The 11,862-nt window shown below is 68.2% G+C and carries 14 protein-coding genes; 6 read left to right on the forward strand and 8 right to left on the reverse strand.

Annotated features, from left to right (window positions below; genetic code table 11):
- Nucleotides 1-66 precede the first annotated feature (66 nt).
- Nucleotides 67-561, forward strand: a complete 495-nt coding sequence (locus MCHLDSM_RS15785; RefSeq protein ID WP_048470942.1) for an FBP domain-containing protein — start codon at nucleotides 67-69, stop codon at nucleotides 559-561.
- A gap of 20 nt (nucleotides 562-581) precedes the next feature.
- Here the strand turns inward: MCHLDSM_RS15785 and MCHLDSM_RS15790 are convergent, their stop codons facing one another.
- Entirely contained in the window at nucleotides 582-1,412 is an 831-nt protein-coding gene (locus tag MCHLDSM_RS15790) for a slipin family protein (protein ID WP_174545813.1), read from the reverse strand.
- An 11-nt stretch (nucleotides 1,413-1,423) separates the two neighbouring features.
- Complete coding sequence (locus tag MCHLDSM_RS15795; RefSeq protein WP_048470943.1) at nucleotides 1,424-1,687, reverse strand: DUF1918 domain-containing protein; 264 nt, start codon at nucleotides 1,685-1,687, stop codon at nucleotides 1,424-1,426.
- 192 nt (nucleotides 1,688-1,879) lie between these two features.
- On the opposite strand from MCHLDSM_RS15795, the gene MCHLDSM_RS15800 reads away from it, so the two are divergent.
- On the forward strand, nucleotides 1,880-2,713 hold the full coding sequence (locus MCHLDSM_RS15800) for an EamA family transporter (RefSeq protein WP_048470944.1): 834 nt from the start codon (nucleotides 1,880-1,882) through the stop codon (nucleotides 2,711-2,713).
- Nucleotides 2,714-2,741: 28 nt separating this feature from the next.
- Nucleotides 2,742-3,110: a hypothetical protein gene (locus MCHLDSM_RS15805; protein ID WP_048470945.1), complete on the forward strand. Its 369-nt coding sequence runs from the start codon at nucleotides 2,742-2,744 to the stop codon at nucleotides 3,108-3,110.
- 3 nt (nucleotides 3,111-3,113) lie between these two features.
- Here the strand turns inward: MCHLDSM_RS15805 and MCHLDSM_RS15810 are convergent, their stop codons facing one another.
- The 4 genes from MCHLDSM_RS15810 to MCHLDSM_RS15825 all read right to left on the reverse strand — a co-directional run bounded on the left by MCHLDSM_RS15810 (nucleotide 3,114) and on the right by MCHLDSM_RS15825 (nucleotide 7,227).
- Entirely contained in the window at nucleotides 3,114-3,971 is an 858-nt protein-coding gene (locus tag MCHLDSM_RS15810; protein ID WP_048470946.1) for an ABC transporter permease, read from the reverse strand.
- Complete coding sequence (locus tag MCHLDSM_RS15815; RefSeq protein ID WP_048470947.1) at nucleotides 3,968-4,843, reverse strand: ABC transporter permease; 876 nt, start codon at nucleotides 4,841-4,843, stop codon at nucleotides 3,968-3,970. The genes MCHLDSM_RS15810 and MCHLDSM_RS15815 overlap by 4 nt, the downstream gene beginning before the upstream one ends.
- Nucleotides 4,844-4,847: 4 nt before the next feature.
- On the reverse strand, nucleotides 4,848-6,032 hold the full coding sequence (locus tag MCHLDSM_RS15820; protein ID WP_048470948.1) for a polyamine ABC transporter substrate-binding protein: 1,185 nt from the start codon (nucleotides 6,030-6,032) through the stop codon (nucleotides 4,848-4,850).
- Between the two features lie 76 nt (nucleotides 6,033-6,108).
- A complete protein-coding gene (locus tag MCHLDSM_RS15825) occupies nucleotides 6,109-7,227 on the reverse strand; it encodes an ABC transporter ATP-binding protein (protein ID WP_048419101.1) in 1,119 nt (372 codons plus the stop codon).
- Nucleotides 7,228-7,600: 373 nt separating this feature from the next.
- Between MCHLDSM_RS15825 and MCHLDSM_RS15830 the strand changes: the two genes are divergently transcribed.
- Entirely contained in the window at nucleotides 7,601-8,035 is a 435-nt protein-coding gene (locus MCHLDSM_RS15830; RefSeq protein ID WP_048470949.1) for a type II toxin-antitoxin system Rv0910 family toxin, read from the forward strand.
- A 15-nt stretch (nucleotides 8,036-8,050) separates the two neighbouring features.
- Here the strand turns inward: MCHLDSM_RS15830 and MCHLDSM_RS15835 are convergent, their stop codons facing one another.
- Both MCHLDSM_RS15835 and MCHLDSM_RS15840 read right to left on the reverse strand, forming a co-directional pair.
- On the reverse strand, nucleotides 8,051-9,493 hold the full coding sequence (locus MCHLDSM_RS15835) for an MFS transporter (protein WP_082168904.1): 1,443 nt from the start codon (nucleotides 9,491-9,493) through the stop codon (nucleotides 8,051-8,053).
- 41 nt (nucleotides 9,494-9,534) lie between these two features.
- Entirely contained in the window at nucleotides 9,535-10,704 is a 1,170-nt protein-coding gene (locus tag MCHLDSM_RS15840) for a DmpA family aminopeptidase (RefSeq protein ID WP_048470950.1), read from the reverse strand.
- Nucleotides 10,705-10,832: 128 nt separating this feature from the next.
- Here MCHLDSM_RS15840 and MCHLDSM_RS15845 point away from each other — a divergent pair, with 128 nt between their 5' ends.
- Entirely contained in the window at nucleotides 10,833-11,315 is a 483-nt protein-coding gene (locus tag MCHLDSM_RS15845) for a TspO/MBR family protein (protein ID WP_048470951.1), read from the forward strand.
- A gap of 11 nt (nucleotides 11,316-11,326) precedes the next feature.
- Complete coding sequence (locus MCHLDSM_RS15850; protein WP_048470952.1) at nucleotides 11,327-11,848, forward strand: phosphate-starvation-inducible PsiE family protein; 522 nt, start codon at nucleotides 11,327-11,329, stop codon at nucleotides 11,846-11,848.
- Nucleotides 11,849-11,862 lie beyond the last annotated feature (14 nt).

Raw genomic sequence — 11,862 nt, forward strand, 5'->3', positions numbered from 1 at the left:
GCGCCGTCATACCCTCACTCACCCGGACGCACTGCGGTGCGTCCCTGTTCAGGATGGTTTCACCCCATGGACTCCCACACCCGTACGCAGATTCTCGGCGCCTTCCACGGCGCCACCCGCAGCGAGGTCAAGAAGGTCACCTTCGCCGCGGACTTCGACACCGTCGACTTCAGCAGATTGGAGTACTACGGCTGGGCCGACCCGAAGATCCCGCGCCGGGCCTATCTCGTGGTCGACCGGCCTGACGGACCGGTGGCGCTGCTGCTGAACCGCGCCGCGCGCACGCCGCGGGGACGAGCCATGTGCACGTGGTGCAACGACGTGAACCTCGCTGACGAGGCGGTGCTCTACGCGGCGCGCCGCGGCGGTGCGGCAGGCCGGAAGGGCGACACCGTCGGCACGTTGATCTGCGCGAATTTCGGATGCTCCCGCAATGTCCGGCAGCTGCCGCCCGCCTATCACCGCGGCACCGATCTGGAAGCCATCCGTGCACAGCGGGTCGAGGAGTTGCGGCGCACCGTGCACGCCTTCGTGGACAAGGTGCTCGGCGCGGAGAGCTGAGAAAGTCGCCTGCCCGCGCGTTACGAGACGGAAAGCTCTGCGGGGATGGCGTTTTCCGCGAACCGAGCGGACGTGGTGGCCGCAGATTCGCGTGCCAGGAAGGCGGCTACCTCGTTGATCGCGGTCATCAGCGGGGCGGGGAAGATCACCGTGGTGTTCTTCTCCACGCCGAGTTCGAGGAGCGTCTGCAGGTTGCGCAGCTGCAGCGCCAGGGGGTGGGCCATCATCGTGTCGGAGGCATCGCCGAGGGCGGCGGCTGCCCGTGCTTCGCCCTCTGCGGCAATGATCTTGGCTCGCTTCTCGCGTTCAGCCTCGGCTTCGCGGGCCATCGCGCGCTTCATGGTGTCCGGTAGCCGGATGTCCTTGAGTTCCACCAGGGTGACTTCGACACCCCACTCCAGGGTGGTGGTGTCGAGGATCCGGCGGATGCTGGCGTTGATGACCGAGGTCTCCGAGAGCGTCTCGTCGAGAGAATGTTGGCCCACGACGTTGCGCAGTGTCGTCTGAGCGATCTGATCGATCGCGGCGGCGACGTTCTCGATGACGACGACCGATTTTCGCGCGTCGACCACCCGGAAGTAGGCCACTGCCGCGATGTCGACGCTGACGTTGTCGCGCGTGATGATCCCTTGGGACTGAACCGGCAGGGTCACGATGCGCAGGGAGACCCGCAGAAGTCGGTCGATCACGGGGATGATCAGTCGGAGTCCGGGTTCGCGGACGCCGATGACCCTGCCCAGCCGAAAGTGCACACCCCGCTCGTACTGCTTCACCACCCGGACGGCCGAGGCCAGCAGCAACAGTGCCGCGGCGAGGACCACGACGACGATCACGGTCACGTTGGCGGCCATGTCCGGCGCGCTCAGTCTGTCCGCGCGTCGTGCGGGACCGGGGTGCGGGCGAATTTCGACCGCGCTTTCTCGTCGGCGGCTTCCTGCTCGGCGGCCGTGACGACGACCGCGTCGGGACCGGGGATCACCGTGGCGACGTGGTCGGTGGCGAGCCACCGCACCACGTAGGGCGGCGCACCGTCGGCGCCGTGCACCTCGGTGATCAGCCCACGCTGATCAGCCTGATCGACATGGGTCCCTTTGAGCACCAACCAGTCACCTGTGTGAGCCTTCATCGCCCGGCTCCTTTCGGTCCCGCAGGCTGTGATCGTGCGCGCCCCGGGCGCCCCGGCGTCAGAGTCGAAAGTCACTTCATCGACCGTTCGCGATCTACGAACGGTATATCCGCCGAAATCACGTGGACCGCAACGGTCGCTGTCCCGTTGAATGCAGGAGTGACATCAGATCGGGCACGTACCGGCGCCTTGATGGCGGTCGGATCCATGGTGTGCGTGCAACTGGGGCTGGCGATCGCGGTCACGCTGATCGACGACATCGGCGTCGAGGGGGTGGCGTGGCTGCGCCTCGCGTGGGCCGGGGTGCTGCTGCTCCTGCTGGTCCGGCCGCGACGAACGGCGTTCACCCGACGATCTTTTCTGATGTGCGTGCTGCTCGGTGTCGTCACCGCGGCGATCACCCTGCTGTTCATGGCCGCGCTGAGCCGCATCCCGCTCGGCACGGCCAGCGCGCTGGAGTTCCTCGGACCGCTGTCGGTCGCCGTCGCCCGCGGCCACGGTCGCGGCCGGTGGCTCTGGCCCGGCCTGGCGGGCGTCGGTGTGCTGTTGCTGACCCAGCCGTGGAGCGGCACCGTGGATCTCGTCGGCGTCGGCTATGCGCTCGGCGCGGCGGTGTGCTGGGGCGGCTACATCCTGCTCACCCAGAAGGTGGGGGACCAGGTGTCCGGCATCGCCGGCCTCGCGGTCTCCATGCCGGTGGCCGGTCTCGTCGCCACCGCGGTCGTCGGCCCGGTCGTCATCGACCGGATGACCCCGCAGATCCTGCTCATCGGCGTCGGCTTGGCGATCCTGCTGCCCGTGGTGCCGTTCGCGCTGGAACTCCTGGCACTGCGCCGGCTCACCGCCGCCGCCTTCGGCACCCTGATGAGTCTCGAGCCGGCGCTGGCGATGCTCCTCGGGCTGCTGATCCTGCACCAGGTGCCCGGGCCGCTCGGCGTGTTCGGCATCGCGTTCGTGGTCGCGGCCGGGGTCGGAGCGGCCCGCACCGGCGCCCGCGCCAAACCCATCCCACTGGAGGTGGGCTGAGCCGACCGGCGGCACTAACCTGACACCCATGGGCAGAGGAATCTTCGGCTCGCCGGTGGTGGGCTTCGTCAACTCCGGTGCGGCGCGTCTCATCCACGCCCCGGTGGTCGGTCCGTTGGTGCGGCGCAGCATGGTGGTGATCCGCTACACGGGCAGACGCTCGCATCAGACGTTCCAGACGCCGGTGAACTACCAGCGTTCCGGTGACGACGTCGTCATCCGGGTGATGGCGCCGGATCAGAAGACGTGGTGGCGCAATTTCACCGGCGACGGCGGACCGCTGACGCTGACCGACTTCGGCGGTGCGGACCGCACCGGCCACGCGGTGGCCGAGCGCGACGACCGCGGCCGCGTGACGGTGCGGGTGCGTGTCGACGCCGGTTCCGGCGCCGACTGAGGCTCAGACCTCGATCCGCTTGCGGCGGTACAGGGTTCCGACCGCGAGCAGGGCCAGGCTGATCAGCAGGATCGCGGTCGCCAACACGTTGATCTGAGGCGGCACCGCGGCCTTGACCGCCGCGTTCACGTACAGCGGGTAGGTGACGGTCGATCCGCTGACGAAGTAGGTGATGATGAAGTCGTCGAGCGACAGCGCGAACGACAGCATCGCCGCGGCGACGATTCCCGGCACGATCAGCGGCAGCGTCACCTTGAAGAAGGTGCGCGCGGGGCCGGCGCCCAGATCCAGCGAGGCGTCCTCCAACGTCCAGTCGAACCCGCGCACCCGGGCGCGCACCGTCATCGCGATGAAGCTGACCTCGAAAGCGATGTGCGACAGCAGGATCGTGGTGTAGCCCGCCGCCCAGCCGAGGTCGAGGAAGAGGGTCAGCAGCGCGGCGCCCATCACCACCTCGGGTGCGGTCAGCGGCAGCACCAGGAAGGTGTCCACCGCCCCCTGACCCCGCCAGCGCTGACGCACGAGGGCGATGGCGACCAGGGTGCCGAGCACAAGGGCGACCGCCGTCGACACGGCGGCGACGTTGAGGCTGAGCTTGAGCGCCTCGGTCAGCGCCGGGTATTTGAAGGGGTGCGCCCAGTTGTTCAGGGTGAAGCCCTGCCAGCTGTAATTGAACTTGCCCGCGGGCTTGTTGAACGAGAACAGGATGATCACGAAGATCGGCAGGAACAGGTAGAGCAGCACCAGCCCGGCCACGATGCGCAACAGGACATCGCCCCAATTACGGCGCGCCTTCACGGTTTTCGGCTTCGGTGTCTGCTGCGCGGCGGTGGCGACCGCGGCGCCGGCCTGGGTCGTCATACCAGGTCCTCCGTCCCCAGCGCTCTGGTGTAGAGCAGCACCCCGATGAGGATGATGACCATCAGTCCCAGGCTCAGGGCAGCCGCCGCGGGGTAGTCCTTGACGACGAGGAACTGTTTCTGGATCACGTTGCCGATCATGGTGGTCTGCGTGCTGCCCAGGTAGTCGGCGTTGATGAAATCGCCGACGGCAGGGATGAACACGAGCATGCTGCCGGCGAGCACGCCCGGCATCGACAGTGGCAGGATCACCTTGCGGAAGCTGCGACCGGCGGTCGAGTACAGATCTTTGGACGCCTCGAGCAGCCGTGGATCGATCTTCTCGAGACTGACGTAGAGCGGCAGGATCATGAAGATGATCCAGTTGTAGGTCAGGCCGCCGATCACCGCCCAGCTCGTCGACAGCAAGCGTCCCTCGCTGGGAAGCAGACCGACGGAGTTCAGCGCACCGACCACCCACCCCTCGTCGGCGAGGATCGTCTTCCACGCGATGGTGCGGATCAGGAACGTCACGAAGAACGGCAGGATCACCAGGCCGAGGATCAGGTTCTTGTATCTGCCCGCCTTGAAGGCGATCACGTAGGCCAGTGGGAACGCCAGCAGCAGGCACAGGATCGTGGCCACGAACGCGTACCCGAACGACCGGAAGATCTGGTCTTTGTACAGCACGAAGGCGTCGCCGAAATTGCCGAAGTTCCAGCCGAACTGCAGGGTCGGCATGAACACCGACCCGCCCATCTCCGACAGGGACGTGCGCGCCAGCGAATAGAACGGCACGACGAAGAAGATCACCAGATACAGCAGCGCCGGCAACACCATGAGGTACGGAGCGATCTTGCTCCGTTGCCGACTGCTGGACGCGACACCGGCCATGTGATCAGCCGCCGGTGACGGCGGCGTACGCGGTGTTGTACTCCTGCGTCTGCTCGTCGGTGAGGGCCGCCCAGCCCTTGGAGTTGGCCAGCGTTTCCTTGGACGGGTTGATCAACGGGTTCTTGGCCGCGGCCGGGTCCACCTTCTCCAATTCCTCGGTCATGTCCGAGAGCACCGGCACGTACTGCACGAACGCCACCAGCTTCGCGTAGTTCGCGCGGTCGTAGACGTAGTTGATCCACGCCTCGGCGGCCTTCTGGTTCTGCGTGGTGTAGGGGATCACCATGGTGTCGACGAACGTCGTCGCGCCCGAATCCGGGACGACGAACTGCAGATCGGGGTTGTCGGCCTGCAACTGCACCACGTCACCCGAATACGCCTGTGCCACAGCGATGTTGCCGGCGGCGAGGTCGTCGGCGTAGTCGTTGCCGGTGAAGCGGCGGATCTGGCCCTTGTCGTTCTGCTCGCGAACCAGGTCGACGGCCTTCTGCACGCTCTCGGTGGTCGGGTTCTCCGGCGAGTTGCCCTGCGACAGCATGATCATGCCCAGGCCGTCCTGCGCGTCGGAGAACAGGCTGACCCGGCCCTTGAACGCGGGATCCCACAGGTCGTTGATGCTCTTGATGTCGCGGCCGGTGGCCGCCCGGTTGTAGGCCAGGCCGACGAGACCGGACATGTACGGGGCGGTGAACTTGCGGCCCGGATCGACGCTGGCCTCGAGCAGGTCGGGACGGATGTTCTTCTTGTTCGGCACACCCTCGTCGCTGATGTCGTTGAGCCAGCCCAGCTGATGCAGCCGCACCGCCATGAACGACGTCGGCACCGCCAGATCGGCACCGATGTCCTGCTTACGCGACAGCGGCTCCTTGACCTTGGCGAACCACTGCTCGTTGTCGTTGAGGTCTTCCTTGTAGTCGACGGTGATACCCGAGGCCGTCTGGAAGGCGGCGACGAAACCGTCGGCCATGTAGAGCGGCCAGTTCGAGATCCGCAGCGTGCCGCTCGCGGGACCGCTGTCCTGGCTGCTCGAGCTCGCGGTGTTGCTGTCGGAGCCACCGCAGGCGGCCAGGAACGACGAGCCCAGGCCGAGCGCGGCGGCGGCCGCGGCGCTGCCTCCGATGAAGCGGCGCCGCGAGGTGCGGTTGGCGGTCAGTCGGGCCAGCAGGTGGGGATCGATCTCACGGGACATGGCGAGGCGTGCCTTTCGTCGGCTCCAAAGAGGGGGAATGGGGTCGCGCGGGCGTCGTCGGCCCGAAGGGGACGATCTACGAATCGTCGAGCATCTCCTCGAGATCCTCGGTGGTGGGAATGTCGTCGCCGGGCAGCACCAGCGACGCATCGGGCGCCCATCCGACGTAGACCTGATCGCCGGGCCGCAGCATCGGAAGGTCCTGCTCCGGTCCGACGTGCGCGATCACGGTGGACTCGTCGGGAGCGGCCAGCGAGACCCGCAGCACCGGACCCTGGAAGGTCAGGTCCTTCACGGTGGCGCGCACCGCGGCGACATCGCCGGCGGGGGCGTCCATCGACACCCGCACCCGCTCGGGCCGGACCATCAGCGTCGCGTGCCCACCGGATTCGATCGTGGTCTCACCGGGGCGTGCCTTGAGGGTGGAGCCCAGCACGTCGATCTCGACGTAGTCGCGGTTGACCCGACCGGTCTGCCGCCCCGCCCACAGGTTGGCCTGCCCGATGAAGCTGGCCACGAACACCGTCGCCGGGCGGTCGTAGATCTCGGTCGGGCTGCCGATCTGGTCGACGTTGCCGGCGTTCATGACCGCGATGCGGTCACTCATCGTCAGCGCTTCCTCCTGGTCGTGGGTCACGTAGATGAACGTGATCCCCACCTCGCGCTGGATGCGCTTGAGCTCGAACTGCATCGCGTGGCGCAGCTTGAGGTCCAGCGCACCGAGCGGCTCGTCGAGAAGCAGCGCGCTGGGGTAGTTCACCAGCGCCCGGGCCAGCGCGACGCGCTGCTGCTGTCCGCCGGACAGCTGGGCGGGCTTGCGCTCGGCGAAGTCGGTCAGCCGCACGATCTCGAGCAGCTCGTCGACGCGCTTGCGCACCTCGGCCTTGTCCTTCTTGGCGCTGCGCGGTCCGTACGCGACGTTGTCCCACACGGTCATGTGCGGGAACAGCGCGTAGTGCTGGAACACCGTGTTGACGTTGCGCTTGTTGGGCGGGGTCTTGGACACGTCGCGGCCTTCGAGGCGGATCGCGCCTTCGGTCGGGGTCTCGAAACCCGCGATCATCCGCAGCGTGGTCGTCTTGCCGCACCCCGAGGGGCCCAGCATGGAGAAGAACTCTCCCTGGGCGATGGTGAAGTCGGCGTCGGCGACGGCGACGTAGTCCCCGAAGCGTTTCGTGACGTGGTCGATCTCGATGACGGGGCCGCCCTTGGCTTTGGCGGTCTCGTGTCCCTGCGACCCAGAAGTCTGGTCTGCAGCGGTGGTGTGTGTGCCGGTCAGGGCGGATCCTCCTCGAACATCAGCCGTCGTGGCCGTGGGTAAACCTTCGCGGATTGCGCGGCCCTGCGCAAGCGATTCCGCAACGAATTTACATTTCGACAATGGAATCCTTTGCCGAACGGGTCATCGATGGCGTGAATCCGCGAGAATCCGGCCTGTTGGACGCGGGTCACCCCGGCCTGGCCGGAGCCCGGTCGGCTGGTGGATTTCGCATTCTGTACAAGTCTGCAGCCGATCTGTGGGCTTCGTCGTCGTTTACCGATCCGAGTCGGTGGGGTAGTGGAAGGCCATGGCGGCAGTCGACGTGTCAGTGACCTCGAAGTTGACCCCCGAGCGCGCATGGTCGCTGGCTTCGGATCTGGGCCGGTTCGACGAATGGCTGACGATCTTCGGGGGCTGGAAGAGCCCGGTGCCCGACGAGATCGACGTCGACACCCAGGTGTCGTCGTTGATCAAGGTCAAGGGGTTCCGCAACGTCATCCACTGGCGCGTCACCCGCTACGACGAACCCAAAGAGATCGAACTGCTGGGCAACGGGCGCGGCGGGGTGTGCATCTCGCTGACACTGCAGGTCGAACCCGAGGGTCACGAGGGCGGCTCGTCGTTCCGTGTCGTCGCGGACCTGTCCGGTGGCCTGCTGAGCACGCCGGTGGGCAGCGTGGTGGCCCGGGTCATCAAGGGCGACGTGCGCCGGTCGGTGTGCAACCTCGCCGAACTGCAGTGAGGACCTAGCCGCGGATCAGCCCCACTCGTGGTTCATCGCGCGCGATTCGTAGCGCGCCTCGGCGGATTCCGCGCTGTCCCGGCGCGGCCGGGACAGCGCGATCAGCACCATCGCGAGCAGCGCGGTCACCGCACCGGCGAGGAAGATCGTGACGAAGCTGCTCTCGATCGGCACGCCGGCCGCTGTGGTGCGGCCGAGCAGCACCGCGACCACGGCCGCCGCGGTCGAGCTGCCCACGGTGCGCGCGATGGCGTTCATGCCGGTGGCCACCCCGGTCTCGCCGGCGTCACTGTCGCCGACGACCAGCGCGGGCAGCGCGCCGTAACCGAGGCTGATGTACGCGTTGGCCAGCACGCTGGCGGTGATCACCTGCCACGGCGCGGAGTGGATGAACGCCGCCATCGTGAAGCCGACGATCCCGGCCATGGCCGCGACCACCAGGACGGGTCGGGCGCCGAACCGGTCGATGAAGCGGCCGCTGACGAGCGCGATGACGAAGCCGGTGAGGGCGCCGGGCAGCAGGTAGACCACCGAGGCCTGCAGCACGGTCGCGCCGAAGCCGTACCCGTCGGGATCGGCGGGGTCGCGCGGCATCTGCACGAACTGGGTCAGACCGAGGAACGCGAAGTACAGGCCCATACCGACGAAGATCGTCGCGATGTTGGTGAGCAGCATCGATCGCCGCGCGAGCATCGCGGTCGACACCAGCGGCTGGGCGGCGCGGCGCTCCCACCTCCACCAGCCGGCCAGGATCAGGACGCCGCCGACGAGGCAGGCCAGCGTCCGGGGCGAGGCCCAGCCCCACGAGTGTCCCTGCGTGATCGACAGCAGAAGGGCGGACAGTCCTGCGGCCAGGCCCAGCGCGCCCAACCAGTCGATCGATCCCTCGGCCGAGCGGGGCCGGTCCGGGACCACGGCCATCACGATCGCGATGACCAGCACGGTGAAGCCGGTGGTCAGCCAGAACACCCGGTGGTATCCGGCGTCGCCACTCATCAGCAGCCCGACCACGACCAGACCGGTGCCGCCCCCGAAGCCCAACGTCCCGGAGAGCACCGCCATCGCCGAGCTCATCCGGTTCTCGGGCAGTTCCTCGCGCAGGATCGCGATGCTGATGGGGTACAGCGCGAACGACGCGGCCTGCAGCACCCGCGCGACGATCAACAGGGGCAGTGACGCCGTCGTCGCCGCCAGCAGCGACCCGGCCAGGACCACGGCGAGAACCGTCAGCAGCACCCGCTTCTTGCGGTGCAGGTCGGCGAGCCGGCCGATCAGCGGGGTGGCGGCCGCGGCGGCCAGCAGGTTCGCGGTGACCGCCCAGCTGACCGCGACCGTCGAGGCGCCGAGTTGGTCGGCGATCACGCCGAGCACCGGGACCACCGCGGTCTGCAGGACCGCGACGGTCAGCACCACCACGCTGAGGCCGACGACCAGCAGGCGGGGCTGCTTCACTGCCACGCCCGCTCCGATCGTTAGCCCGTCTTGATGATTCCGGTCGATTATGGCGTCTCGCCCAGCAGCGCCGACAACCGGTCGAGGGGAAGCCGCGGCGACCGGTGACCGTCGCGGCCGGTCATCTCGTCGTTGACGATCAGCGCGTTCAGGACGGCCTCCTCCACGCTCTGCACGACCGCGGCGTACAGCGGATCCATCCGCCCCCACGGCACGAAACTGATGGAGCCGAGTTCGTCGTCGCCGACGGGGCCCAGCGGGAACGCGCTCGCCAGCGCCGGTACGTCGGCGGTGGAGAACGCGAGGAAGATGTCGCCGGAGAAGTGGCTGCCGGTGGTGCCGGTGCGGGCCAGACCGAGCGGGACGCGGCGGGCCAGCGCCGTGCACTGCCCGGGCAACAGAGGCGCGTCGGTGGCGACGACGGCGATCACCGAGCCCGCTCCCGGCGGTGCGCCGGCGAGGTCACGGGCGAACCAGTCGCCGTCGAGCGGGTTGTCGTCCAGCAGTCGGGCGCCCACGCGGTGGCCGGCGACGGTCAGTTCGGCCCGCGATCCGAAGTTGGCCTGGACGAACGCGGCGACGGTGAAGGTGCGCGAGCCGTACGGGACCCGGCGCGATGCGGTGCCGTTGCCGCCCTTGAAGTCGTAACAGTTCATCCCGGTGCCGCCGCCGACGGAACCCTCGGCGACGGGCCCGCCGGTCGCCGCGTCGAGCGCCGCCTCGACGTGCTCGGGGCGGACGTGATCGCCGTTGATGTCGTTGAGGTAGCCGTCCCAGGTCTCGGCGCACACCGGCAGCAGCCATTGCCGGGCCAGCCGGGGCGCCACGGTGTTCACCCACCGGACCACGCCGGTGTGGCAGGCCCCGACGGCGTGCGTGTTGGACAGCACCACAGGGGTGTTGAAGGACCCGACCTCGTCGATCCAGGTGGTGCCGGTCATCTCGCCGTTTCCGTTCAGCGAGTACCAGCCCGCGGCGCACGGCGCGCCGACACCGGACCTGCCGCGCGGCAGGATCGCGGTCACCCCGGTGCGCACCGGTCCCTGCCCGACGACGAGGGGACCGTCGCCCTCGATCAGCGTCGTCACCCCGACTTCGACCCCGGCGACGTCGGTCAGCGCGTTGAGCGGCCCGGGCGTGCCCGTGAACTCGATGCCGAGTCCCCGCGCTCGGGGCCTGCCGTCGGGGGTGTGTGTCGCGTAGTCGATGTCGGTCACCCCAGGATCATCGCGAACCGAGATGGTCCGGTCGAGTCGGCCGCCGCCCAACCGGTACCCGCCCGCGCCTCGGCGTAGCAGACTGAACAGGTCCGGCGGCCCTGACCCGTCGGCGGAAGGGATCACTGATGCGCCTGCTGACTCTCGCCAAGACCGCCGGGGCCGCGTTCACCGCTGCCGCGCTCGGCGGGCTGGCGACCGCGCCCGCTGTCCAGTCGGCCTGGTACCGACGGCTGAACAAGCCGGGCTTCCAACCGCCGAAGCAGGCCTTCCCGATCGCATGGAACATCCTCTACACCGACATCGCCGTCGTGTCGGCGTCGACGATCGACACCCTCAACGACCGCGGCGAGACCGCTGCGGCGCAGGCCTACACCCGGGCGCTGGCCGCGAACCTGGCGCTCAACGCCGGCTGGAGCTGGATCTTCTTCAACCGCCGTCAGTTGGGCCCCGCGTCGGTGGTGGCCGGGGCGCTGGCGATCAGCAGCGCCGATCTGGCGCGACGTGCCGCAGCGGTGAATCCCGTTGCCGGAGCGGCACTGTCGGCCTATCCGCTGTGGTGCACCTTCGCGACGGCGCTGTCGACCCGCATCTGGCAGCTCAACCGCTGACGGGCGGCGGCATGGCATCTCAGACCGACGGCGAGGGGCAGGAAGAACGCCAGCGCCTCGCCGACCGCATCCTCAGTGTGCTCGAGGACATCATCTACTGGGCCATCGCGGTGATGCTCGTCGTCGGGTCCGCGGCGCTGCTGGTCAGTCAGTTCAACACGATGCTGCGGCTACGCAACACGCCCACGAACACGATCATGCTCGAGATCCTCGACGGCCTGTTGCTGATCTTCATCTTCGTCGAGTTGCTCTACGCGGTGCGGACGTCGCTGCGGTCGCACGAGATCGTGGTCGAACCGTTCCTCATCGTCGGCATGCTCGCCGGCATCAAGGAGATCGTGGTGCTGTCCGTGGAGGCGGCGACGTTGCTCCCCAAGGGCCCGGAGTTCTCCCGTGCCGTCGTGGAGATCGGCGTGCTGGGCGGGGTGGTGCTCGTGCTCGCGGTGGCGGCGTTCATCCTGCGCGACCGCAGTAGCCGGCGCGAGGATCCCGGCGAGCGGGTCATCGAAGAGGAAGCGGCGCAAGCCGACTGATGTCGTAGAAGGGA

The organism is Mycolicibacterium chlorophenolicum (assembly GCF_001044235.1).
In the GTDB taxonomy this organism is placed as follows: Bacteria; Actinomycetota; Actinomycetes; order Mycobacteriales; family Mycobacteriaceae; genus Mycobacterium; species Mycobacterium chlorophenolicum.

What these genes read in the sequence shown, in the direction of transcription:
- MCHLDSM_RS15805 (WP_048470945.1), top strand. Translation starts at nt 2,742, where the DNA reads ATGGGCAGAGGAATCTTCGGCTCGCCGGTGGTGGGCTTCGTCAACTCC.
- MCHLDSM_RS15815 (WP_048470947.1), bottom strand. Translation starts at nt 4,843, where the DNA reads ATGGCCGGTGTCGCGTCCAGCAGTCGGCAACGGAGCAAGATCGCTCCG.
- MCHLDSM_RS15850 (WP_048470952.1), top strand. Translation starts at nt 11,327, where the DNA reads ATGGCATCTCAGACCGACGGCGAGGGGCAGGAAGAACGCCAGCGCCTC.
- MCHLDSM_RS15820 (WP_048470948.1), bottom strand. Translation starts at nt 6,032, where the DNA reads ATGTCCCGTGAGATCGATCCCCACCTGCTGGCCCGACTGACCGCCAAC.
- MCHLDSM_RS15830 (WP_048470949.1), top strand. Translation starts at nt 7,601, where the DNA reads ATGGCGGCAGTCGACGTGTCAGTGACCTCGAAGTTGACCCCCGAGCGC.
- MCHLDSM_RS15810 (WP_048470946.1), bottom strand. Translation starts at nt 3,971, where the DNA reads ATGACGACCCAGGCCGGCGCCGCGGTCGCCACCGCCGCGCAGCAGACA.
- MCHLDSM_RS15845 (WP_048470951.1), top strand. Translation starts at nt 10,833, where the DNA reads ATGCGCCTGCTGACTCTCGCCAAGACCGCCGGGGCCGCGTTCACCGCT.
- MCHLDSM_RS15785 (WP_048470942.1), top strand. Translation starts at nt 67, where the DNA reads ATGGACTCCCACACCCGTACGCAGATTCTCGGCGCCTTCCACGGCGCC.
- MCHLDSM_RS15790 (WP_174545813.1), bottom strand. Translation starts at nt 1,412, where the DNA reads ATGGCCGCCAACGTGACCGTGATCGTCGTCGTGGTCCTCGCCGCGGCA.
- MCHLDSM_RS15795 (WP_048470943.1), bottom strand. Translation starts at nt 1,687, where the DNA reads ATGAAGGCTCACACAGGTGACTGGTTGGTGCTCAAAGGGACCCATGTC.
- MCHLDSM_RS15800 (WP_048470944.1), top strand. Translation starts at nt 1,880, where the DNA reads ATGGCGGTCGGATCCATGGTGTGCGTGCAACTGGGGCTGGCGATCGCG.